This window comes from Collinsella sp. HCP28S3_E9 (genome assembly GCF_052065455.1).
Taxonomy (GTDB): Bacteria; Actinomycetota; Coriobacteriia; order Coriobacteriales; family Coriobacteriaceae; genus Collinsella.
In genome coordinates, this window is record NZ_JBQHTZ010000002.1 from 160,512 (window position 1) to 181,415 (window position 20,904).

Annotated in this window: 16 protein-coding genes, 2 tRNA genes and 2 pseudogenes; 1 reads left to right on the forward strand and 19 read right to left on the reverse strand. The window is 51.3% G+C overall.

Annotation, left to right across the window (positions count from 1 at the left end; genetic code table 11):
• Window positions 1–115 precede the first annotated feature (115 nt).
• The 4 genes and pseudogenes from ACTNA2_RS01855 to ACTNA2_RS01870 all read right to left on the reverse strand — a co-directional run.
• Window positions 116–188, reverse strand: a tRNA-Ala gene (locus ACTNA2_RS01855).
• Window positions 189–713: 525 nt separating this feature from the next.
• The gene (locus tag ACTNA2_RS01860) at window positions 714–1,871 is read right to left on the reverse strand and encodes a hypothetical protein (protein ID WP_441048428.1); all 1,158 of its coding nucleotides are present in this window, start codon (window positions 1,869–1,871) and stop codon (window positions 714–716) included.
• 382 nt (window positions 1,872–2,253) lie between these two features.
• Window positions 2,254–2,328, reverse strand: a tRNA-Val gene (locus tag ACTNA2_RS01865).
• 138 nt (window positions 2,329–2,466) lie between these two features.
• Window positions 2,467–2,679, reverse strand: a pseudogene (locus tag ACTNA2_RS01870) (DUF3825 domain-containing protein); the annotation flags it as partial.
• Window positions 2,680–3,563: 884 nt separating this feature from the next.
• Between ACTNA2_RS01870 and tet(W) the strand changes: the two are divergent.
• On the forward strand, window positions 3,564–5,483 hold the full coding sequence (gene tet(W) / locus ACTNA2_RS01875; RefSeq protein WP_441048429.1) for a tetracycline resistance ribosomal protection protein Tet(W): 1,920 nt from the start codon (window positions 3,564–3,566) through the stop codon (window positions 5,481–5,483).
• Between the two features lie 144 nt (window positions 5,484–5,627).
• Here tet(W) and ACTNA2_RS01880 read toward each other — a convergent pair whose 3' ends face one another.
• The 15 genes and pseudogenes from ACTNA2_RS01880 to ACTNA2_RS01950 form a co-directional block, all read right to left on the reverse strand.
• Window positions 5,628–6,716, reverse strand: coding sequence for a hypothetical protein (locus ACTNA2_RS01880; RefSeq protein WP_441048430.1), 1,089 nt, complete (start codon window positions 6,714–6,716; stop codon window positions 5,628–5,630).
• Window positions 6,717–6,971: 255 nt separating this feature from the next.
• The gene (locus ACTNA2_RS01885; RefSeq protein ID WP_441048431.1) at window positions 6,972–7,646 is read right to left on the reverse strand and encodes a hypothetical protein; all 675 of its coding nucleotides are present in this window, start codon (window positions 7,644–7,646) and stop codon (window positions 6,972–6,974) included.
• Window positions 7,647–7,908: 262 nt separating this feature from the next.
• Window positions 7,909–8,223, reverse strand: a complete 315-nt coding sequence (locus tag ACTNA2_RS01890) for a UDP binding domain-containing protein (protein ID WP_441048432.1) — start codon at window positions 8,221–8,223, stop codon at window positions 7,909–7,911.
• Window positions 8,224–8,762: 539 nt separating this feature from the next.
• On the reverse strand, window positions 8,763–9,068 hold the full coding sequence (locus ACTNA2_RS01895) for an NADH-quinone oxidoreductase subunit I (RefSeq protein ID WP_441048433.1): 306 nt from the start codon (window positions 9,066–9,068) through the stop codon (window positions 8,763–8,765).
• The gene (locus ACTNA2_RS01900) at window positions 8,996–9,553 is read right to left on the reverse strand and encodes a hypothetical protein (protein WP_441048469.1); all 558 of its coding nucleotides are present in this window, start codon (window positions 9,551–9,553) and stop codon (window positions 8,996–8,998) included. Before ACTNA2_RS01900 ends, ACTNA2_RS01895 begins: the two co-directional genes overlap by 73 nt.
• A 43-nt stretch (window positions 9,554–9,596) precedes the next feature.
• A pseudogene (locus tag ACTNA2_RS01905) lies at window positions 9,597–9,992 on the reverse strand (glycosyltransferase family 2 protein); the annotation flags it as partial.
• Complete coding sequence (locus ACTNA2_RS01910; RefSeq protein WP_441048434.1) at window positions 9,938–10,939, reverse strand: Coenzyme F420 hydrogenase/dehydrogenase, beta subunit C-terminal domain; 1,002 nt, start codon at window positions 10,937–10,939, stop codon at window positions 9,938–9,940. The pseudogene ACTNA2_RS01905 and the gene ACTNA2_RS01910, both read right to left, overlap by 55 nt.
• Window positions 10,936–12,069 (reverse strand): polysaccharide pyruvyl transferase family protein, encoded by a 1,134-nt coding sequence (locus tag ACTNA2_RS01915; RefSeq protein ID WP_441048435.1) that lies wholly within the window; start codon window positions 12,067–12,069, stop codon window positions 10,936–10,938. The genes ACTNA2_RS01910 and ACTNA2_RS01915 overlap by 4 nt, the downstream gene beginning before the upstream one ends.
• Complete coding sequence (locus ACTNA2_RS01920; RefSeq protein WP_441048436.1) at window positions 12,069–13,577, reverse strand: lipopolysaccharide biosynthesis protein; 1,509 nt, start codon at window positions 13,575–13,577, stop codon at window positions 12,069–12,071. Before ACTNA2_RS01920 ends, ACTNA2_RS01915 begins: the two co-directional genes overlap by 1 nt.
• A complete protein-coding gene (locus tag ACTNA2_RS01925) occupies window positions 13,549–14,286 on the reverse strand; it encodes an acyltransferase (RefSeq protein WP_441048437.1) in 738 nt (245 codons plus the stop codon). The genes ACTNA2_RS01920 and ACTNA2_RS01925 overlap by 29 nt, the downstream gene beginning before the upstream one ends.
• On the reverse strand, window positions 14,276–15,322 hold the full coding sequence (locus ACTNA2_RS01930; RefSeq protein WP_441048438.1) for a glycosyltransferase: 1,047 nt from the start codon (window positions 15,320–15,322) through the stop codon (window positions 14,276–14,278). The genes ACTNA2_RS01925 and ACTNA2_RS01930 overlap by 11 nt, the downstream gene beginning before the upstream one ends.
• Window positions 15,312–16,658 carry a hypothetical protein gene (locus ACTNA2_RS01935; RefSeq protein WP_441048439.1) on the reverse strand — a complete coding sequence of 449 codons (1,347 nt, stop codon included), beginning with the start codon at window positions 16,656–16,658 and terminating at the stop codon, window positions 15,312–15,314. The genes ACTNA2_RS01930 and ACTNA2_RS01935 overlap by 11 nt, the downstream gene beginning before the upstream one ends.
• A 48-nt stretch (window positions 16,659–16,706) precedes the next feature.
• On the reverse strand, window positions 16,707–17,741 hold the full coding sequence (locus ACTNA2_RS01940; protein WP_441048440.1) for a glycosyltransferase: 1,035 nt from the start codon (window positions 17,739–17,741) through the stop codon (window positions 16,707–16,709).
• On the reverse strand, window positions 17,731–19,047 hold the full coding sequence (locus ACTNA2_RS01945; protein WP_441048441.1) for a hypothetical protein: 1,317 nt from the start codon (window positions 19,045–19,047) through the stop codon (window positions 17,731–17,733). The genes ACTNA2_RS01940 and ACTNA2_RS01945 overlap by 11 nt, the downstream gene beginning before the upstream one ends.
• Window positions 19,048–19,060: 13 nt before the next feature.
• Window positions 19,061–20,887 carry an alginate lyase family protein gene (locus ACTNA2_RS01950; RefSeq protein WP_441048442.1) on the reverse strand — a complete coding sequence of 609 codons (1,827 nt, stop codon included), beginning with the start codon at window positions 20,885–20,887 and terminating at the stop codon, window positions 19,061–19,063.
• Window positions 20,888–20,904 lie beyond the last annotated feature (17 nt).

Below are 20,904 nucleotides of genomic sequence, written 5' to 3' on the forward strand. Positions count from 1 at the left end.
ATATTTGCAATTTAGGATGGATTTACTTCAACAGCCACTAAGTAAAGACAAACTGCAAGACGATTGATATGAAAAAAGGCCCCAACTTGCGTTGGAGCCTTATTCAATGCTCGGGTGGAGACGAGGGGGATCGAACCCCTGACCTCTTGACTGCCAGTCAAGCGCTCTCCCAGCTGAGCTACGCCCCCGTGCGAAGAAGTACTATACGGGAACTCCCCCGCCGATGCAAGGACAATCTCGGAAAAACTTTCGGCTGCGGGGCCGGGGATGCGGGACGGGCTCGGGAGCGAGGGGCCCGCGGTGCCCGATCCGGCCCGCGGGGACGCGCCCCGCGGGCGGCGGCGTTGCCGCCGCCCCCTCTCCGGCGCCCTTGGGACATCTCGAGTCCCGCCGACCGCCGTTTTTTCGCTTCCGCGGCGCGGGCCGCCACCCGCCCAACGGCCATCCTGCCGCAACCAGGCCCATTATCGGGACCAATCGCGCCCCCGCCCACCCGGCGATCTCAAAACCATGCCGGTTTACGGGGCCAGGCCGGGAACCCTCGGGCATGCCGTAATCGGTAAAATCAAAACCGCAGGTAGACGACTTGCGAATTTCGTGAGATGCAGGGTATGGACGGCCGGTCCGGGTCCAGCCCCGTAATCCGGCATGGTTTTGAAATGGCACCAGTTCACTGGCAGGCAAACAAGGTTGTTCTAGTATCTCGTTGCCGGCTAATTCCCGATTTCCAACCAGTTGCACAATACATTTGCTCGCAGTCGCGTCTCGGCGCGCTTCATCGCCTCGGATTTGGCTTTATATCGAATCCCCAAACGACTGCAGACGCTTTTGACTATGGTGTCTAGCTGCTTTTTGTCGTTAAGCATATCGTGGGTTACTAGGAACACGTCGAAACCCATGCTCTGGAGCGCAGTCATACGTTCCGCATCGTGGTCAAGTACCGCGCCTGATCCATGGATGACTTCACCTTGAATCTCGATAATTACTGCCTTCATTAGCATTGGGTTTACAATCACGATGTCGCCGTAGCAGACCTTTTGACCTGCGATGCTTTGGGCTGCCTCGGATAGAGGGGTTAAATCGTTGAGGTACACGTATCTGAAACCTGAACCACCTAGACGTCGAGAACGACTTAGGAGCAGGACTCCCGCGACCTCGAGTGGAGATGCAGCAATGCCGATAACCTGTTGAGCGGCATCATAAAACTGCTTTCCCCACATTTGACTTTTGACCTTATCGGCGAATCGATGCAGGTCGCTCAGTTCGATAAGCGGCTTTCTCATCCAAAGAGAAGTACCTTTGAGTTTCGTAACCTCTCTTCCATCCTCACGCTTGTTCGTTTGGCCTTCATTATCTGGGACCTTAACGGTTGCGTGGGCATAAACTCGTTTCCAAGGAACCTCGTCTTCGCCCTCTCCAAGTTCGAACAGATCCTGCGTGCAGGAATTGCGATTCTCCTCTTCTGCCATTTTTAGCTGCATTTCGGCAGCGGGAGTTGGCTCGAAAACAGAAAACCAGCCGCATAGTTCGTACATAGCCAGCACGAGATCTATTTGAGACACGAAGCGCGTCATAGTAAATAAGGTGTTAAGCGGATTGGTGACACTAAAGCCTAAATGAGTGTCGATTGTTGTGCCGGCATCCGATGCCCCTTCCCAGCGAATAGTGGAGCGCAATCCCGAGTGGTGATTACAAGAACCTGGCGAAGCTACAGCGATAATCGGGGTCTTGAGGACGTCGGTTACGAAAGGGGCTTGGGATAGAGCTCGCCAGTCGTCTTCGGAGTTGGGCAGGCGCGGGTAGAGATCGCGCACCTGCGGCGGGCAGCGCCAGTAGCGGAATGCGGTGTTTGCGCAGACGATTTCGTCCATTTGCGCCTCCCCTGGTTTCGGCCGCGGGCCGTGCGGATCACGGGCATGGCCGATTATCTACTGGGCCATCATGCGGGTAAGTACCGGAAGCAAACCAATAGCTTGACGAGTTCTGCCGAAAATCCCTCGTGTGATAGAAATCCGCTGGAAGGAGCCCTGGGCGTGTGGTCTCTGTCTCCACATTTGCGCGCGGATCACATGGGGAATTCAATGAATGTACGCATGCGTTTTATACAAAACATGCAATAGCATCAGCAAAAAGGGCGCGACAAAAATGATGCCTTAGACGAGTAAGATTTATTTTTGGTGTCAGTTTTGGTGTCATCCTTGGTGTCAAAAAGAAAAAGGCCAGAGGCTTAACACCTCTGACCTGTGCTTTTGATGGTGGGCGATACAAGATTCGAACTTGTGACCCCATCCGTGTGAAGGATATGCTCTACCCCTGAGCCAATCGCCCGTCGCCTTTCGGCAAAAGAGATACTAACATAGCCGCGCGCGGTTTACCAAGAACTTTTTGCCCTCGATTTTAAATTCGTGGGCTCCAGCCAAACCAAAGCAACCAAGGTAACCGGCAAACCCGCAGCTAAACCACCATTTATCGCTTAATCCAGGATGTCTCGGGGCGGCAGATAAGTCGCGCGGTGTTGTAAGCCATGTCGAGTCTGAGGCAGGGGCGCGCGGCGTAAAAGCCGTCCTCGCGCTGGATGGTCAGCGCCAGCTCGGGCCTGTCGCCGGTCAGGAACAGCGGCAGGAGCAGCTGGATTCGGCCACCATAGAACTGCGGCACCGCGAACGTGTAGCTAGCTGCGGCGCGGTCTGGTCCGCGTCGCGCTCGGTTAAAAACACCGCGCGGCTAAAAGAAAACGACAGGTAGTTTTTGAGGATGCGGTTACTGGGACCCCAGTCCTCGGGATCGGCGAGGTCAACCAGCGGTCGTAGCAGGGCTCGGGACAAAACGCAAAGTCGTAGGCATTGCTGCACAGGGTGCTAGGGCATGCTTTCAGGATAATTCCTGCAACAATGCTCATGTACGGTAAGGAAGCAAGCAACCGAAAACAAGAGATAGACCGCCAGCACTACACTATTCCGAACCAAAGACCAAAAGATAAGCATTGTGGGAAAATCTAAACTTTTGGATTTTCCTACAATGCCAACTACGGCGGAATCCCTCCCACTCCTTATATCTTTCTGTATACATTGAATTTGTATTTAGTAAAATGCAGACAACACCACGGATCGGCTTTTGGTTGGACAATTCCAACCAAACACCACAGCAGACAGCAGAAAACATTCTGAACGCTAGGAAGCCGGTATGATTGTTACATATAAGGGGAAGAAAAATTTCTTTTAGGTACTTGCTTTCCTAAAACTGATGTGATAAAAACTGATGTGATACAATGATTTAATCCAGAAAAGGAGTAAAAAATATGCGGCAAGGTATTCTTAAATAAAACTATAATCAAATAGTGGGAACAAAGGATTATGATAGTCCCTTTTGTAGGGGCTTAGTTTTTTGTACCCAATTTAAGAATACTTTTGCCTTATCAATTTTGACATATCCCCAAAAACAGCACTCACAAACAGGTGTATGCTGTATATGTGTATGTCCGCAAATTATCATCCCCAGCGGTAAAAGTATTTTACTGCTGGGGATTTTTATGCCCTTCGGGGCAGTAAAGGGAGGACAATCACATGAAAATAATCAATATTGGAATTCTTGCCCATGTAGACGCTGGAAAGACAACCTTGACGGAGAGCCTGCTATATGCCAGCGGAGCCATTTCAGAACCGGGGAGCGTCGAAAAAGGGACAACGAGGACGGACACCATGCTTTTGGAGCGGCAGCGTGGGATTACCATTCAAGCGGCAGTCACTTCCTTCCAGTGGCACAGATGTAAAGTCAACATTGTGGATACGCCCGGCCACATGGATTTTTTGGCGGAGGTGTACCGCTCTTTGGCTGTTTTAGATGGGGCCATCTTGGTGATCTCCGCTAAAGATGGTGTGCAGGCCCAGACCCGTATTCTGTTCCATGCCCTGCGGAAAATGGACATTCCCACCGTTATCTTTATCAATAAGATCGACCAGGCTGGCGTTGATTTGCAGGGCGTGTATCAGTCTGTTCGGGATAAGCTCTCCGCCGATATTATCATCAAGCAGACGGTGTCGCTGTCCCCGGAAATAGTCCTGGAGGAAAATACCGACATAGAAGCATGGGATGCGGTCATCGAAAATAACGATAAATTATTGGAAAAGTATATCGCAGGAGAACCAATCAGCCGGGAAGAACTTGCGCAGGAGGAACAGCGGCGGGTTCAAGACGCCTCCCTGTTCCCGGTCTATCATGGCAGCGCCAAAAAGGGCCTTGGCATTCAACCGTTGATGGATGCGGTGACAGGGCTGTTCCAACCGATTGGGGAACAGGGGAGCGACGCCCTATGCGGCAGCGTTTTCAAGGTGGAGTATACAGATTGTGGCCAGCGGCTCATCTATTTGCGGCTATACAGCGGAACGCTGCGCCTGCGGGATACGGTGGCTCTGGCCGGGAGAGAAAAGCTGAAAATCACAGAGATGCGTATTCCATCCAAAGGGGAGATTGTTCGGACAGACACCGCTTATCCGGGTGAAATTGTTATCCTTCCCAGCGACAGCGTGAGGTTAAACGATGTATTAGGGGACCCAACCCGGCTCCCTCGTAAAAGGTGGCGTGAGGACCCCCTCCCCATGCTGCGGACGTCGATTGCGCCGAAAACGGCAGCGCAAAGAGAACGGCTGCTGGACGCTCTTACGCAACTTGCGGATACTGACCCGCTTTTGCGCTGCGAGGTGGATTCCATCACCCATGAGATCATTCTTTCTTTTTTGGGCCGGGTGCAGTTGGAGGTTGTTTCCGCTTTGCTGTCGGAAAAATACAAGCTTGAAACAGTGGTAAAGGAACCCACCGTCATTTATATGGAGCGGCCGCTCAAAGCAGCCAGCCACACCATCCATATCGAGGTGCCGCCCAACCCGTTTTGGGCATCCATCGGACTGTCTGTTACACCACTCCCGCTTGGCTCCGGTGTACAATACGAGAGCCGGGTTTCGCTGGGATACTTGAACCAGAGTTTTCAAAACGCTGTCAGGGATGGTATCCGTTACGGGCTGGAGCAGGGCTTGTTCGGCTGGAACGTAACGGACTGTAAGATTTGCTTTGAATACGGGCTTTATTACAGTCCGGTCAGCACGCCGGCGGACTTCCGCTCATTGGCCCCGATTGTATTGGAACAGGCATTGAAGGAATCAGGGACGCAACTGCTGGAACCTTATCTCTCCTTCACCCTCTATGCGCCCCGGGAATATCTTTCCAGGGCTTATCATGATGCACCGAAATACTGTGCCACCATCGAAACGGTCCAGGTAAAAAAGGATGAAGTTGTCTTTACTGGCGAGATTCCCGCCCGCTGTATACAGGCATACCGTACTGATCTGGCCTTTTACACCAACGGGCAGAGCGTATGCCTTACAGAACTGAAAGGGTATCAGGCCGTTGTCGGTCAGCCGGTCATCCAGCCCCGCCGTCCAAACAGCCGCCTGGACAAGGTGCGCCATATGTTTCAGAAGGTAATGTAAAGATACATAATCGTCAAGACGGCAACAATCAGAAGTTATGGAGGGTAACATCGGCCTGGACTATATCTAGCCACGGATATGTTGCTAGGGATCGGTTTGGGCTTGACGGTTCGATTTTCTCTTCGCTTCCGGAAATCGAGCGCCTTAGCAGCGAATCGCGGCACATAGGAGCGCTATGCCGAGAAAGATTAGCGTTAGGGATGCGGCGATCCAGCAGTTATCACCGGCCTTGGGGAGCGAGACGGTCGTCGCGGTGGTGGCCTTGGGCCTAGAGGCCTTGGCGGCCGTGGTGTCGGTCACTGTGGGCGTGGTCACCGCCTTAGTCGCGGCTGCGGGCTTTTGTGTGGGGTTTGCCGAGGGATCCGCAGCGGGCTCGCCGTTAGCGGGGTCGGTGCCAGGGGCGGACGGACCATCGCCCGGCACATCGGGCCCACCGGTCTCCCCCGCCGGCGCCGTGGCATCTACGGGCTCGATCGTCACATGCGCTGCCACGGACCCGCCGGAATCCACCACGCCGCCTGCGCCGAAGGCCCCGCCCGTAGGCGCCACAAAGCGAGCGGATGCAAGCGACCCGCCCAGGCAGGCGACGCCGCCTTCGGCGCCCGACGCATCCAGCCAGGACGCATCGACGGTAAGCTTCCCGGCCGCGCCTCCGCCGGCAGCCCCGCCCAGCAGACACACGCCATAGGCGTGCACGCCCGCCCCGGAGCCCGCGCCCGAGGCGACAACGCGCCCGGGGCCGCGAACGGCAAGACTGTCCGCGATCACGCCGGCCACCCGCGCATCCGTGATGCCGGCACCGTCGGCCCGGGCGTCAACCTTGCAGCCGTCCACCGCGAGCGTCCCCGACACGTAGATCCCGCACTGCGAGCCCGTGGCCACCAGCGACCCGGTGCCGCGGAGCGTCAGATCGCCCCACACCTCCATACCGCAACGCGAGATGTCCACGTCGAGCGCGCTCGTCTCGACAACAGTGTTCTGCCCGGTCAGCGTCACCACCAGGTCGCCTTCGGCGCCGATGGCCTCGCCCGTGTAGCCGTTAAGCTCCAGATGTTCGTCATCGGTCCAGGCCCAACCGGGGCCCGATATGCCCGGCCCGTAGTACGTGGCGCCCGCGATGAACAGGCTATCCGCGCCCGCGGCATAAGAAGGCCCGCCCAGCAAAACGCATAGGCAGGCCATGACAGTAAACAGGATGTAGTGACGGCTGGTGTGGAACGCGGCAGCAAACATAACCGCTCCGATCTTCGCAAGAGCCAATGGAAGCTGCGCCAGAAAACTACCTGGTAGCAGCAGTTATTAGTGTAGCGAGATCGGGCGAGTGGCGAACGAATTGCCTGTAGACGAATCCCAAAATTAGGTGTAAATCGTTTTGCCAGTCGGTGAAAGGCATTCGTGCCGAAAATGTTGGTGTAGGGGCGACCCCCTAGCGTCTATTTAACAAAGAGCGGTCACCAGTCCATTACCTCTATCCTCGCTTATTGTGCGCTATCCAATCGTCAGCGTAATAAAGACCTCATCATTTCCCAACTCAAAGAGATCCTGAGATAGTTCTTGAGAAATCTTCGTTCCAAAGCACCCCCGAGTCAAATAGGGAACCGAACAACCGCGCACCCGTTGCAAATCTTCAGCAAGCTCCGTTCTCCTAGTCAAATGAGCGATATCAGTTAGATCGCCAAGCTTAAGAATTAGAGGCTCATATGAGCGTTCATTCCTATTAACGGCGATACGCCATTCAGCTTGGTTTGCATAACGAACATTCTTTACAAACACTCCTGAATTAAAATGTGGAATCCCATTTGGAAAAACCATATAAGCAGGTAATGGATCATGAGATTTTAAATCCATTGTTGATTTAACAACTTCAGAGGGATTCAACTGAACGCTATCTCTATATTCAACCGGAGCAGCTACAAAGTCATAACCCAATTGCAGAACGGCTGTCCTAAGCCTAGATATAAGTTCACAGGGATTGTCAACAACAACAATCCATGGACCAAGGTCAAGGCCCGGATCGGGCAATTCAATTAAGTCGACTCTCGTATCTACTTGCTTAATGAGGACACACGAAAAGCAGCACACATTACAGTAGCCTGCGCCTCTCGGTATTGCATACGATTCTTTTGCAAGGACACCGAGTAAATCTTCAGGAAAGCCCCGCATGAGGAAGCCTGTCGGACTGGATCAAGAGGCCCGACGCAGTCGATTGCAGCACGGGAGATGTCCCGTTCTTGATGCTCAAGGCTAAATGCAGGGAAAATGGAGTTCGTTGCTTAACGTGCTATATACAACGCATCGCTCACCAGCTGCAAAAGGAATCAGTCTTATACCAAAAGAGGTCATATCGGCGTTAGCCGATATGACCTCTTTCTTGACAATGCGACTCATAGATAAGGCTAAAAATCGCGGTCGGGAATCCTCTCCCCTAGTCCCGCTTAAACAGATCCCTCGTGTATACCTTGTCCGCCACGTCCGCGAGATCGTCGCTCCAGCGGTTGGCGACGAACACGTCGCAGCCGGCCTTGAAGGCCTCCAGGTCGTGGGTCACTTCGGAGCCGAAGAACTCCGGCGCGTCCAGCGTGGGCTCGTAGACCACCACGGGCACGCCCTTGGCCTTCACGCGCTTCATGACGCCCTGGATGGAGCTCGCACGGAAGTTGTCGGAGTTCGACTTCATCGTCAGGCGGTACACGCCCACGACCGGCTTCGGCTTGCCCTCGTAGACGCGGTCCCACACCATCTGCAGCACCTCATCGGCCACGAAGTCCTGATGTCTATAGCAGTCTTGGTCCTTTCCTAGAACCTGTTGTTATTGTGTTTTCAGATTCCAGAACGAAGGCCGTTTTCGTTAAACGTGCGCTGGGGGGACACCCTTACAGCAACATATCCGACGCAATCGCCTGCCACGAATAACTTGGTGAAATCGCTGGCGTACGATTGTCGAAGATGAACCCGGATAAAGGCTCCTGCTTTTCCTTAATCGCCTCAACATCAACGCAGAAAGAGATGCTTGGCGAGCACCGTAAATCACAGCAATCAAAGGAAAATCTTCCCGAGTTTTGCCCCGAAATCACATGAACCCTATCGAAAGACCCCATGCGCGCAGGCTCATGCCCACAGAAGTATCGATATCCGCCGCATTCAAACCCAAAATAACGGGTTTCTACAAAAAGCGTCTCCAGCCACCCGATTTCCTTATCAACAACGAGCCGCAAGCGTCGGCCATGCCACTTATGGCGCTCAATACAACACCACATATCGCATGATAAAACACAACTATCAAGTCAACCTCTTTTTGAAATTACAAACCCTGAGGCACCTGCCGCATCGCACGCATACAGCCTCGTCTATCCTGGGATACAGAAAACCATGGCGGTTCGGTACCATGCTGATAGCGTCTTTTGGACAGACGGTATAGCAGGCATTGCAGCCACAGCACTCCGAGTCGTTTTTGTAGAGTATGGGAAATTCCTTTTCCAACGGTTGTTCGGCCTCCTTCGCGGTCGAATCGGTTATTTCTTCAAAACGCCGTATACTCGAGACTTCACAAGAAGACGGAGTATGCGATCCTTGGGCGTCGCGCAATATTTGGCGATGTCCTTGTCTCTAATGGAGAGCTCATTCACGGCTCTCGCGTAGACATCTGGGTATCTTCTCTTGTTGCCGCCCCTCGAGGCAGCAAGGATGACGCTCCAGCAGGTATTCGCGCAGTAGGAAGCGCAGGACTCCTCAAGCTCCGTGAACCGCTCCTGGATAAAATTTTCAAGCTTGCGGCAATTGTCGAAAACAACGGAGAATCTCGAGTCGAAAGACCCGGTCACGCTGTCCTCACGTGCGATGTAACGGTAGAGGGGCTCACCGATGAAGACGACTGTGCTTGCCGCTGCGAGCACCTCCGCAGTCCACATCACGTCCTCGTTGATGACGCCCTCCTCGAATTTTATGCCGTTTTCGACAAGCAATGCTCGTGGAATGAGCTTCGAGTACGGACCGGAAGACACCCCCCCGCAACCATTCATCAATAGCGCCCTCGGGCTTCCTCGTATGGCGCTCGCATTTGAAGAGGTCACGGTGAGACCCGTTGGGGAGCACGCGACGTATGGAGCAGATGACGACATCGCCTGGACCAGAAATACCCTTCACCATCTTCTCGATTGCCATTGGGTCTTGTTCGTCATCGCTGTCCCAGAAGAGTACGTAGTCGCCCGTCGCGGCGGCAAGGCCAATGTTGCGAGCAGAGGAGGCGCCACCGTTATCCTTACGCACCAAGTGGCGATGGGTGGGGTCCCGCTTACACCAGGAGGAGCATAGCTCAGCGGAAGAGTCCGCAGAACCGTCGTCAATCAGCACCCACTCCGTGTTCGTATAGGTCTGTCCCTCGAAGGAGCGGAAGGATGCGGGAAGCCACCTCGCGGCATTGTAGACTGGCACGATCACGGATACTTCAGGCGACTTCATTTGCCAAACACCTCTTTCACGAGCTTCTTGATGGCCCTCTTGGTGATCCATTTCTTAGAGGAGAGCGACGTGGAGCGACGATACTCCTCCTCGAGGGCCCCGATGCCCTCCTTCTTCCAGCGCTCAAGCACGATGTCACGCGCCTCGGGCCGCGGCGTCGGGTGCATAAGCTGGTCGTTGCCTCGGATAGCCTCTTCGAGCGGTCGTTCAGCCCAAGCCGCCTCTTCCTTTATGTACGGTACAAGAGCTTCGGCCTTATCAGTATTGGCGATAATGACGGAAATCCCATGCCTTGGATCAAGGCCCGAAGCGTCAACGTCAATCCCCCAGAAGTCACCGATAGTAAAGTCTCCAGGACGTTCACCGCCGGCATAAGGACACCGGTAACAGCTCTCGCGATAAACGTCACCGGAAAGAAAACGCCTGTAATAGAACGATATCTCTGGGGAAAACGGCCTTTCCCTCGTAACAAGCCTATGAAAAACAGGGGTAGTAGTAGTAGTAGTAGTACCGCCTCCGCAGCCCCAACCCTCACGCTTGTCGCGAAATCTGACGCTATCCAACCGACTGCCAGCGAACTCCCACTTCAGACAATCGCTAAAAAATGGCTGACTCGGAACTCCGTGACAAACGATATCCACCGTAAGCAGCCTATCCTGCGGGCCACCTAAATACGCAAGCAGCCCATCCACCTGGCAGGGCGTTCCGCTAAAGAGGACCTCGCGCCCAGCCTTCAGGTCATCCCTGACAAGCGACATGGCATTGCCCATGTCGCTCTGAACATACTTTGACCCTCGAAGGGACGCTAGGCCGTCGAGGCTATCAACGCGCACGCAAGCAACATGCAGGCCCTCATCGAACGCATGCCCGTACACAACGCCCCCATGCGAAATCACCTTTCTAGCCAGAACAGAGAAGGCGCCACCAGACGAAGAGAGCATGAGTTCGTCCTTATCTGCATCAATCGCAGCGAGGCAGGTCTTGTCAGGGCTCGTCATGCGTCAGCCCTCTCGGAGATCCCGAAAACCCCATCAAGGAAAGCTTTGGCTTCGCCGGAGAATTCGTCCTTCTTGGACCTAACAGAAACCCAATCCACAGGCTCTGCAGCAATGCGCATAGGATCGTTGTCCTCAGTAACGCGCCTGTCAGCAAGACCGAAGTCAGCAAGTACATCTTTAAGACGTACCGAGAATTTTGGCGGGTCGAACACAATCATTGGGTGCTCGAATAGGAGCGAGAAGCAAGTGCCGTGGAAGGAGTCTGTCACCACATACGAAGCGTCGCGGAACAAGGCCACCCATTCCTCCGGCTTAGGAAGACAGACGCCCTCCAAACCCTCTGGGGCGCGCTTCAAAGGATTGAATGTGACAATCCGGGCTCGAATTCCCTCGTGTTCGGCGAGCTTACGGGCGAAAGAGCACATCTCGGGGTTCTCGCTAAGCATATAGACAAGAATGTAGTCCTCTTCTTTGCGCGGAACACTTGCGGCAAGTTCATGCCATAGCTCTGGCCGGCAGAGCAGCACGGGATCCTTTAACGCCGTACCTTTGAGATCCATGTTCTCCAAGATGGAAACACTTGAGCTCTCGCGAACCGAAATGGCTTCAAACTGAGAAAGCAAGGGCTTCGTAAGCTCTAATTCCTCAGGGCCAAGACTGGGCCGACCGAAACTCGCCGAGAAGGATATCTTACGACAACCATCCGGAACATTCTCCAGGAAATACACAGGGTCGATACCGTAGTTGCACTCGATGTTCCAGGTCTGGTCACTGCCGACGCAGTAGATAGCATTCGCGTCAAGCCCCTCTCCCTGAGAGAGATATGGACTCGACGAACAGAGCTCGAGCTCACGCTCAACAAAAGAGCGAAACAGTTTTGAGGACTTATGCCGAACAGGGGCGTTTGCCAAGAGCCGCACAAGTCTCCCAGGTACGCTTCGGTTCGTGTTGCCCATGTAGGACTTAATCCAACCCTTAGTTGTCCAATGCGGACGGCAGTAATCAATGAACACAGGATGCCCGTAGCATGCAAGTGCATCACGAGTGGCCACAGCCTGAAGAACAGTTCCGTAATTATGCGAATCGATAATTGTCGATACATAAATAGTTGTCTGAGACGAGGATGTCATTAGGCCTTAAACTCCTTAATCTTTTCGATGATGGCCCTGCGGCAAAGGAACGCCGCGACCATAGCGACAGCAAAAACGACGTAACGAATGATGGGATGAGGATAAAGAAGGGGAAGGACAAGGGAGACGCCGACAAAAACGAAGGACAGACCCCAGATCGCAATTCCATTGAGCGCGGAGGCACCGGTCTTGTCTCGAGTAACGCGCTGGGAAAAAGCATAGTGTGTAGCTCCAAGCGCTACATAGCAAACCAATGTCGTGTAACCGGCAGCACGATAACCAAACATGGGAATAAACACAGCATTTAGCCCAAGGTTGAGCGCCGCTGCAAGCACTGAGGCAATAGCAGCGAGACCCGTTTTCTCATAATAAAACTCGATGTTCGAACAGTAGGAGTACATGAACATAAAGAAAACGCTGGCAGCGATAACAGGAACCAGCGTCATGGCCTCGCTATACTCACCTGGAGCAAGAATTCCTACAACCTCAGGCGCAAGGATATCAACGAATATCACGGTCAGAGCCAAGGCACCCAAAAGCGAAACGCTCATCCTGTCGACCCTCTTCAGTTCCCTTGCATCCAACGTTCGATAAAGCCACGGAACGACCGTCGAATTCAGAGAATTAGTCAGTAGCGTCATGAGCATGCCCACGGAGTATGCGATGCTGTAGACACCCGCATCGGCCGCAGTGCACATATTCGAGATCATAATGCGATCACTAGAGCTGAGCACAACCTGCGAGAGATAATGTGGCAGCAGAGGAATGTTAAATAGAAGGGTGAACTTCCAGTATTCCCATTTATAAAGCGTCTTGCTGCGCTTAAGCATGCAAGCGCCAAGAACAACGGCAAAGGCAGTCTCCACAAGCACGAAAGACAGAATGCGAGCCAGAACCTTGTCGCTAGCCATTACAACGAAGATAACACCCAATGCGGGTACAGCAACAGAAAGCACGAGTGACGCAGGGACAAGTTTGCGATATTCGTAGTCGAACTTCATCCTCGATACCCAAATATCGTAAACGCCTTTAGCGACTACCTCAACAAACAGCAACGAGACGAGCGTAAGCGGCATGCCCGTAAGTGCGACCACATTGCCAGAAAGAACTCGGGAGAGGATGATCCAAAGAGTGCCCAACATGAGCACAAGACCTGCAACAGAAGAAGTGTAGCCTTCGCGATCATCCTTAAATTTAATCATTCCGTTATTAAAGCCACCGTAGGTCACCCCGAGCGTAGCAAGGTAAGTAGCGACCATTTCCCAACTCTGATAAACGCTAACCGAGCCATAGTCCGCGGTGCTCAAGAGTCGAGTGAAAATGGGAACCGTAATAAAAGATAAACCGCGTTGCAAAAAACTACAAAACGTAATCCAAAGAGTCGCCTTTTTAACTTTCGAGAGACCGTTGTACCTCTCTATTGCGCTCCTAATCTGATTATCAAAACCTGTCGCCACCAAACCACCGTCACTATTCAAATCAACTACGCATTTCTTCGAGACGCTCAATAAAGTCTTCATATGAAGCAAATTGAGGCTTGAGTTGCATGAATCTCGTAAAACTAAGTTCGCGCGTACCACGTAATTCCATTACAGAATCGAATGAAGGGTCGCTCAGGCCGCCCCCTGCCCGAGGCTCGAAAAGCCAAAAGAACTCCGAGAAAATCTCCTTTGGAGGTACCCCCCCCCCCCGTTTGCCCTCTGGCGAATTCTTTCTCCAACAACCATAAAGATCAGCCGCCTCAGCAAGCTGCACCATACGGCGTTTTTCAAGATAGGAGTCAATGTCACACACGATTCGCTGAGGATTGCCTACAACCACTGAGTTGTCCGGGACATCCTTATTAATAAGAGAGTTTGCACCGATAACGACGTTGTTGCCAACGGTTACACCCTTCAAGATGGTCGAGTTCATGCCAATAAAGACATTGTCCCCAATTTTTACGCGCCCAGCGCTCCCGAGAACATCCCCATACATCCCCTTGAAGACACTCCAGTCGTAACCGTGCGTCAGAATGGTTACTCCAGTAGTGATTGAGACATTGTCACCAATCTCAATCATCCAAGGCCGAGTCTGATCTATAACGCAATAATTCGGTGAGTAGATAACGGTGTTTTTACCGATAACCATACCGATGGACCGAAGATAATTAACATAATCCGTAGAAGAGGCTTTTGGTCCCAAGACCAGCCTCTTAATCGTATGTTTAATTCCCACCTAATGAATTCCTTCCACTCGCTAATAGCAAAGCGACGTCAACAAAACGAAACCTCATAACAACAAAAAACACTGCCTGAGCAGGGGGAAGAAGCCAAAAAGGAAATGCTTTACAAGCAGAAAGTAGATATGGGCTGTTCAAAACCTTTCTTGCGCACTTCCTTTTTTCCTTGCAATCAAGATTCGAAGAAGCAATCTTGATCAGAATGCCCCTCGAGTAATCAATTACTCTTCTTCGGACCCTCTTTTCACACTCTTTGAAATGATTAGGGGACTCTTTTTGGCTTTCACTTAGCAGAGCATCAAAGAAGACGAAAAAGCTTTCAATTGTTGAAGCCTTAAAGGTATTTGTTATAGATTCTTGATCGTCCTTACGATAGCAATAAGGGGCGCCATCGATGGCCGCCACGCAAGACGCCACCCTACAGACAGCAGCGTTAAACAAGATGTCTTCACTACGAATTGCCGGGAACTTAATCCCGTTCGCCTCGATCAAACTTCGCCTATAAATATTGGGGCATACAGAGACGGGCACCGGATCGTCCTTAAGCCTATTTGGCAACGGGCCGTAAAAAGATCTCCTCAATTGGAATATTTCATCATCACCGCGTAGGGCAACGCCACAAAAGGGATGGTTTGACCACCCCATCGGCGTTCCATGGACGACCCGCTTGAGCTCGGAAAAGACTATCTGAGCCTCATGATTCATGGCAGCCTCATACAGACGTTCATACATATCTCGCTCAACCCAGTCGTCTGAGTCAACGAAGCCAACAAAATCGCCTGTAGCCACCTCAATTCCGCTGTTCCTCGCGGGACCAAGACCACCGTTCTTTCGGTGAACAACCTTAACGCGCGGATCTTGCTTTGCGTATGCTTCGGCAATTGCGCCGCACCCGTCAGGTGACTCGTCGTCAACAAGAATTACCTCAATATTATCGAGAGTTTGAAAGAGAAGGCTGTCAACACACTGGGGAAGATATTTCTCAACGTTATACATTGGAACAATAACGCTGACCGCCGGATTATTGCTCATGGGCCTGCCCCCCGCGAATCGATGAAAGAGTAAAAAGGCCAATGCAGGCAGACAGAGACCATAGCGCAGAGGGGAAGGTAACCGCCGTGTTGTTATACAAGCAGTTGAGGAGGAAAAGAGCACAAAGCACAAAGGCAAATCCACCGTCACCGAGGCAATTTGTTTTCGCAAGTCGTCCGCGGTTAATTAGCAGTTCCACGCCAAGAAGAATAAGTGGGGCGAAGAAAAGAGCTACGCCGAGATAGCCTAGCTGTATAAAAACCATCGCAGATGTTAAAAAGTAATAATTTAGCCAGCCATAAAAGTAATAGAACGGTGCGCAGAAGAACGGTAGCGATGACTGGCTAGCGCTGCCAAATCCAAAACCAATAAACATGGTAAAAGGATCGTTTTTGAAAAACTGCTCGCTGATTTGCGCAAAGGCGTTCAGTCTCGAGATGCCATACCCCGTCTCAATGTTAGAATTGTCGGCCTCAGTCAAAAGTTCATCAATGTTAACAAGAGTCTTATACTGAAGAGGATTAATCTGCGCAAAAATGCCAAGTGCAACAGATATTAACAAAGCTATAGCAACAATCGAAAATACGGTTTTTCGGGAAAAACGCGCAAACATTATAGAGAGCCCAACGATAAGAAGAAACTCAACAAAGAAAAACTTTAGCTCCGCAACGGCGGCTATGAGGAGAGACGATAGGACAGTAAAGATCAGCCCGATCAATTTCCCTTTCTTTGCAAGATAGAGATTAAGACCCCAAGTGACAACGATACAAAGATAAACGTTGAGAATGCCATTACAGCCTCTCTCGACCCCGAACAGGCCGCCAATATTGTCTTGGAACAATCCCATAACGTAGTATTGGACTAAAACAAAGAACACGTTAAAGAATTGCAACTTGTAAATGAAACCCATGAATGATTTCAAATAATTCAAGTCCCAGAAAATACGGAAGAGATAAATCCAAACAAAAATGCGGCTGAAAGAGATTGCTTGCCAGATTACAAACTGAGGAGCGATCAAGTTCACCAATCCAGAAGCCAATGCCACAACAGCAAAGAGAATCACTGGAAGATTGAAAAACCATTCACCTTTGGTCTTGGCACCTACTAGTCGGATGTTTGCCAACAGGATGCAGATATTTACCACGTCGAAAACGTAAGTTAGCGCACTTGGGATGCGGCCGATATTCGAAAGAAAATTAACTACAAAAAGTAGAACAAATTCGATGGCAAGAAAGTCTGCCATCGTGAACCTGTAATTCAATATTCTGTTGGAGCAACATGCACGGGGGCGAGCAGAAGAGAGATTGCTACCCGCATCCCCAAGGGTGTTATCCATGCAACCACCATCCAAAGAGTGTCGAAAGGGAAATAGGCTTATAAATCATCAGGAGCAAACGATTTCGATTACTTCCCGTTTCCATGCACTCGCTTCATATTCAGTACGGCTTTTGTAGCTTTCTTCTTTCAGCAATCCCAATAAGTCATGGTCTTCAATAACGCTGCGCATTGCAGCGGTGAGTGAGACAACATCTCGGGGTTTAACCAAAATACCGTCAACGCCGTCGTGAACACACTCCGAATTGAACCCAGCGTCGCTCACGATATTCGCTATTCCGGCAAACTTGCACTCGATGTTCGATCCGCTCATTCCCTCCCGCCAAGATGAGGAAGAAACTGCAGCATCGTAGTGGTTGAGGATGGAGTAAATATTTACAGAAGCGGCATCGACGAGACCTTTATAGGTCATGTTTGGCACACGCTCTACCAAGTGTTCGAAGTCCGTCTTATAGTCATCGATAACCCTACCAAAGACATCGATGTAAAACTTATCTGCATACCCTTCTGCATTAAGCGTGAGCGCCGCATCCGCAAGAGTATCAATGCCCTTTTCAGGTCTCACTTGTGCAAAAAATACGAAATGGACTGCATCCCCCACGGGTTTAGGCTCACAAGCCCCATCGCCGTTTCGGAAATTCGGCAAGTAGCGAGCGTTCGAGCAACCTAAGCCAGCAAACTCGGTAATCAGGGAATTGCTTTCAACATATATGCAACGAACAGAAGAAAAGTCGCCTAATCGACCCGGGTTGGCGGCAAGGTACTCAGGAAGCTCCCTGCCCATCATGAAAATCGTAACGTTCTCGAGGAAAGATCGCCCTTTAGCAATGGAAATGATTCTGAGCAAATGATCGAGACGAGAATTACTGCCAATCCCTAAGGCAATTCTATCGGCACCCAAAATGAATCGAAGAAGGGAAACGCAGAGTAACGCGAACCTAAGGGGGGCGCGCTTAAAAGCATAAAGGTCGAAAGTCTCAAAATCATCACCATTAAAGAACTCGTCACGAAGAAGAGCATCCTTTATGGTCACACCACCATAAGGAGGAGGAAATTCTCCTATAAAAGCAACTTTATTGTTCAACGTTCAACCTTTGAATCATGAGGGTACGTTTGCCTCTCGGCGTTAACTGAAGACTGTCAACGCGCTTGAGTTCGGACTCGACACAACCCATAAACTTAGCGTCAAGACTGCGCAAGAGTGCATCCTTCTGCGATACAGTAAGGTCTTCGGATACGATATAGTCTAGACGCAGTTTGCCAGGCTCATCCTGAACAAACTGGAACGATAGAAGTTCAGAAGCGCTCTCTCCGAGATCACAGAGAGAAGCCGTGCTAATGTGCTCACCGTTCTTACCGATAACCGGAACATGGCGATGTCCAAGAATCGTGTAGCCCTCACCGCAAGGTTGGACCGTGTCGTCAATTTCATAGCGAAGCAATGGCATGCGCCTGTTCACAAAACCAGTGCCAACTACATGCTTATCAACTATCTCGGTCAGTCCATAAAGCTTATTGAACCTATATACCGGTTCATCGCCATCCCAACCAATTTGCTCGCCGAAAACCGTTCTCTCAGTCGAACCGTAAGAAATGCGTACAGGACACCCAAAAGCCTGCTCAAACTGACGGAGTTGATAGGGGTGTACGTTCTCCGATTGAAGGAAGATGCCCTTGGGATTCTTTTTTAACTTCATACCAGTTTGATTTATCAGCTGCGCGAAATAACTAACCGAGGAAGTAAGGCCGCGAAGGTAATCGGGACCAAATGAATCGAAAGCTCTCACCGCCTCAGCAAGGTTGCTCTCATTGAGCAGCTTGGTATTACAGCGCATCATTTGATAAAGCGGGCTTGTGGTTATAAGGGTTGCGCCATCTCCACCAAAATATGCAAACTTGCTGCGCTTATAATCGTAGCCAATGCTTCCGTAGAAGTGCATCGCGAAAGCATTCTCGCGGTAAAAGCACTCATTGGAATTAACAACAACCAAACGTCGACCCGATGAACCGCTAGTCTCAGCAGAGTAGGATCCCTCGCCAGAAATCGGAATACTTATCTCCTCATAGTTTGCAAGGACCTGTTCTTTATCCAGAAGAGGTAGGGTGCTGAAAGAATCAAAGGTCACTATTTTCGGATCGACGCCAGCGCCGTCAAATCGCTTTCGATAGAATGGGCTCACTTCATAGCAGTAGGCACACAAGTCGCGCAACTTCGATAGCTGGAGATCTTCAATCTGCTCATCGCTCATTTTTTCTGCGGCCTGAAGCTCATGCATCTGCGAAAGGAATACTTTATTCCCCACCAATCCGTGATGGATCGGTACAGCCAAGGCGCTCCTAAAGGCCTCTGGCATTGCCTCATAGATCTTTTTCAACTTATCGGTATTCATAATGCCAACCTCATTATCTCTCGTTGATAGTAATAACGGTGCTCATCGCCCTGTCGAAAGGGACGTCAACTACAGTCCCATCCGAGAGCGAGCCGTATGAATCGGAAAACTTAAAAGGGCAACTATTGAAGGATGCATCGAATTCGAACCGGACAAATCTTCCTGACTCCAAAGCGTATTCAGCCCCTCCATTGTTTAGCGCAATTTCGTCATTTGGAAAATGGAAGCGCGCTACGCCATAACAGCCAAAATCACCGGAAAGCGAATCGCAGATAGTAACCTTAGGCCCAGCGACGTTTACCGAACGAAGAGCAATCACGGGCGCATAACCGTCATGCTTAGCCGACATGCAAATATCGCCTTCGGATGTTTCGAGGGAGAAGGCCGATACATTCGCCTTGCGGCCCCAAAGAAACGGACCCAAGGCCTCGGACTGACATCTGTTATCGATACTGACAGTATTGTGTACACTCGTGGATCGAAACCGATAGCGTGCCTCCCGATTACCGTTGTAGACATACGTGCCAGGATCAATGAGCACGGGCTCACCATCAACATATAGCTGCACACTCAAGGCATCGGCATGGCCATGAGCGGCAAGTTGCCCAAACCCCAGCGGACCGTGATCAAACGCGAGCACAGCCCGACCCTCGTCAAAGCGAACGATGGTGATACCGCCTTCACAAAAGCTCTCAACGGAGGCGTTCGCAACTGGCGGCAACTGCATAACGTCCGAAACCTGTTCTTGCGAATAGAGCCAATCTAACGTTTCGCAACAGGCAACGTCTTCCGCATACCGAGCGCCATCTCCAATCTCAAGGGAGACCAGAGCCAGAACATATTCGGGATAGCATTGCTTACACGACTCAAGGTTAAGGATTGCTCCTTCATCATCGTCGCCAAATTCAATATAACTTCCCTTGCAAACACAACATGCACGGGCATACCGAGCCATCGAATGCAACTGTGATTCGATTGACTTAGGTAGCTTCTGCCCCGCCGCATTCAGTACATGGGAAACGAGGCAAAGTGCTTCCATTACAAATAGTTCGTAGTGGAGAGCTTGTTCCTTATTCACTCCATCAGCATGGGTCTGAAGCGCAACCTCTGTTTCAAGGAGTGCAAGCGCCTCTTCCAACCAATTTCTTTGGCCAAAAACGACAGACGCAACCGCAACGCCCGCCGCCTCAACAATGGTGTGGTTATTGGCAGACGAATAGTGAGAGTAGTGCTTGCGCACATGCGCTGCCATACACCAAGCGCCAACGCAGAGTCTCTTACGAAGCTCGGATGCGTCGGTATCTTCAGACGCCTCCAGAAATGCCGCAGCGAACAACCAGTTAATGAGTCGAATAGACTCTTCCATCGGACTCGACCACTCAGGACCCCACATGAAGGGATTTTGCTTGTTCCAATCCGTAAATAGGTCAATCAACTCCGCGAGATAACCCTGATCGTTCGTCACGTAAAACGATTTGGCTAGCACAGCGAACTGGTAATGCCTATTGAGTTCCCAATTGGTACGAATATCACCCGGTACGTACTCGGCACCGAATGAATAATCCGCAGAAGGGCGAAAGGGCCAATCGCCAGGAGTCTGGAATGCAGCATGCCAGCGCTTACGGTAATCGGTATAGGGATATCCTCCCAAGAGCTCGATTTCCGCCCCAACGCTAAAGTTAGAGTTATCTAAACAAATGCCAAGACGTGAGAGATCAGCTTGTGGAGCATTGCCATAAGCATTCACATCGAAGACTGGTGTCTTTCGTGCGAAACTCTTGCGCTCATGTGAATAAAGGCGCTTCTGTCCGAAGCGCCAAATAATCTCGCCCGGACTCATAGCCCGAAGCCTCTGTA

Bases quoted from the DNA above. Each gene is read 5' to 3' on its own strand.
- ACTNA2_RS01945 (WP_441048441.1), bottom strand. From the start codon at position 19,047: ATGAATACCGATAAGTTGAAAAAGATCTATGAGGCAATGCCAGAGGCC.
- ACTNA2_RS01880 (WP_441048430.1), bottom strand. From the start codon at position 6,716: ATGTTTGCTGCCGCGTTCCACACCAGCCGTCACTACATCCTGTTTACT.
- ACTNA2_RS01860 (WP_441048428.1), bottom strand. From the start codon at position 1,871: ATGGACGAAATCGTCTGCGCAAACACCGCATTCCGCTACTGGCGCTGC.
- ACTNA2_RS01890 (WP_441048432.1), bottom strand. From the start codon at position 8,223: ATGGTGTGGGACCGCGTCTACGAGGGCAAGCCGAAGCCGGTCGTGGGC.
- ACTNA2_RS01885 (WP_441048431.1), bottom strand. From the start codon at position 7,646: ATGCGGGGCTTTCCTGAAGATTTACTCGGTGTCCTTGCAAAAGAATCG.
- ACTNA2_RS01930 (WP_441048438.1), bottom strand. From the start codon at position 15,322: ATGAGCAATAATCCGGCGGTCAGCGTTATTGTTCCAATGTATAACGTT.
- ACTNA2_RS01935 (WP_441048439.1), bottom strand. From the start codon at position 16,658: ATGGATAACACCCTTGGGGATGCGGGTAGCAATCTCTCTTCTGCTCGC.
- ACTNA2_RS01910 (WP_441048434.1), bottom strand. From the start codon at position 10,939: ATGACGAGCCCTGACAAGACCTGCCTCGCTGCGATTGATGCAGATAAG.
- ACTNA2_RS01950 (WP_441048442.1), bottom strand. From the start codon at position 20,887: ATGAGTCCGGGCGAGATTATTTGGCGCTTCGGACAGAAGCGCCTTTAT.
- ACTNA2_RS01915 (WP_441048435.1), bottom strand. From the start codon at position 12,069: ATGACATCCTCGTCTCAGACAACTATTTATGTATCGACAATTATCGAT.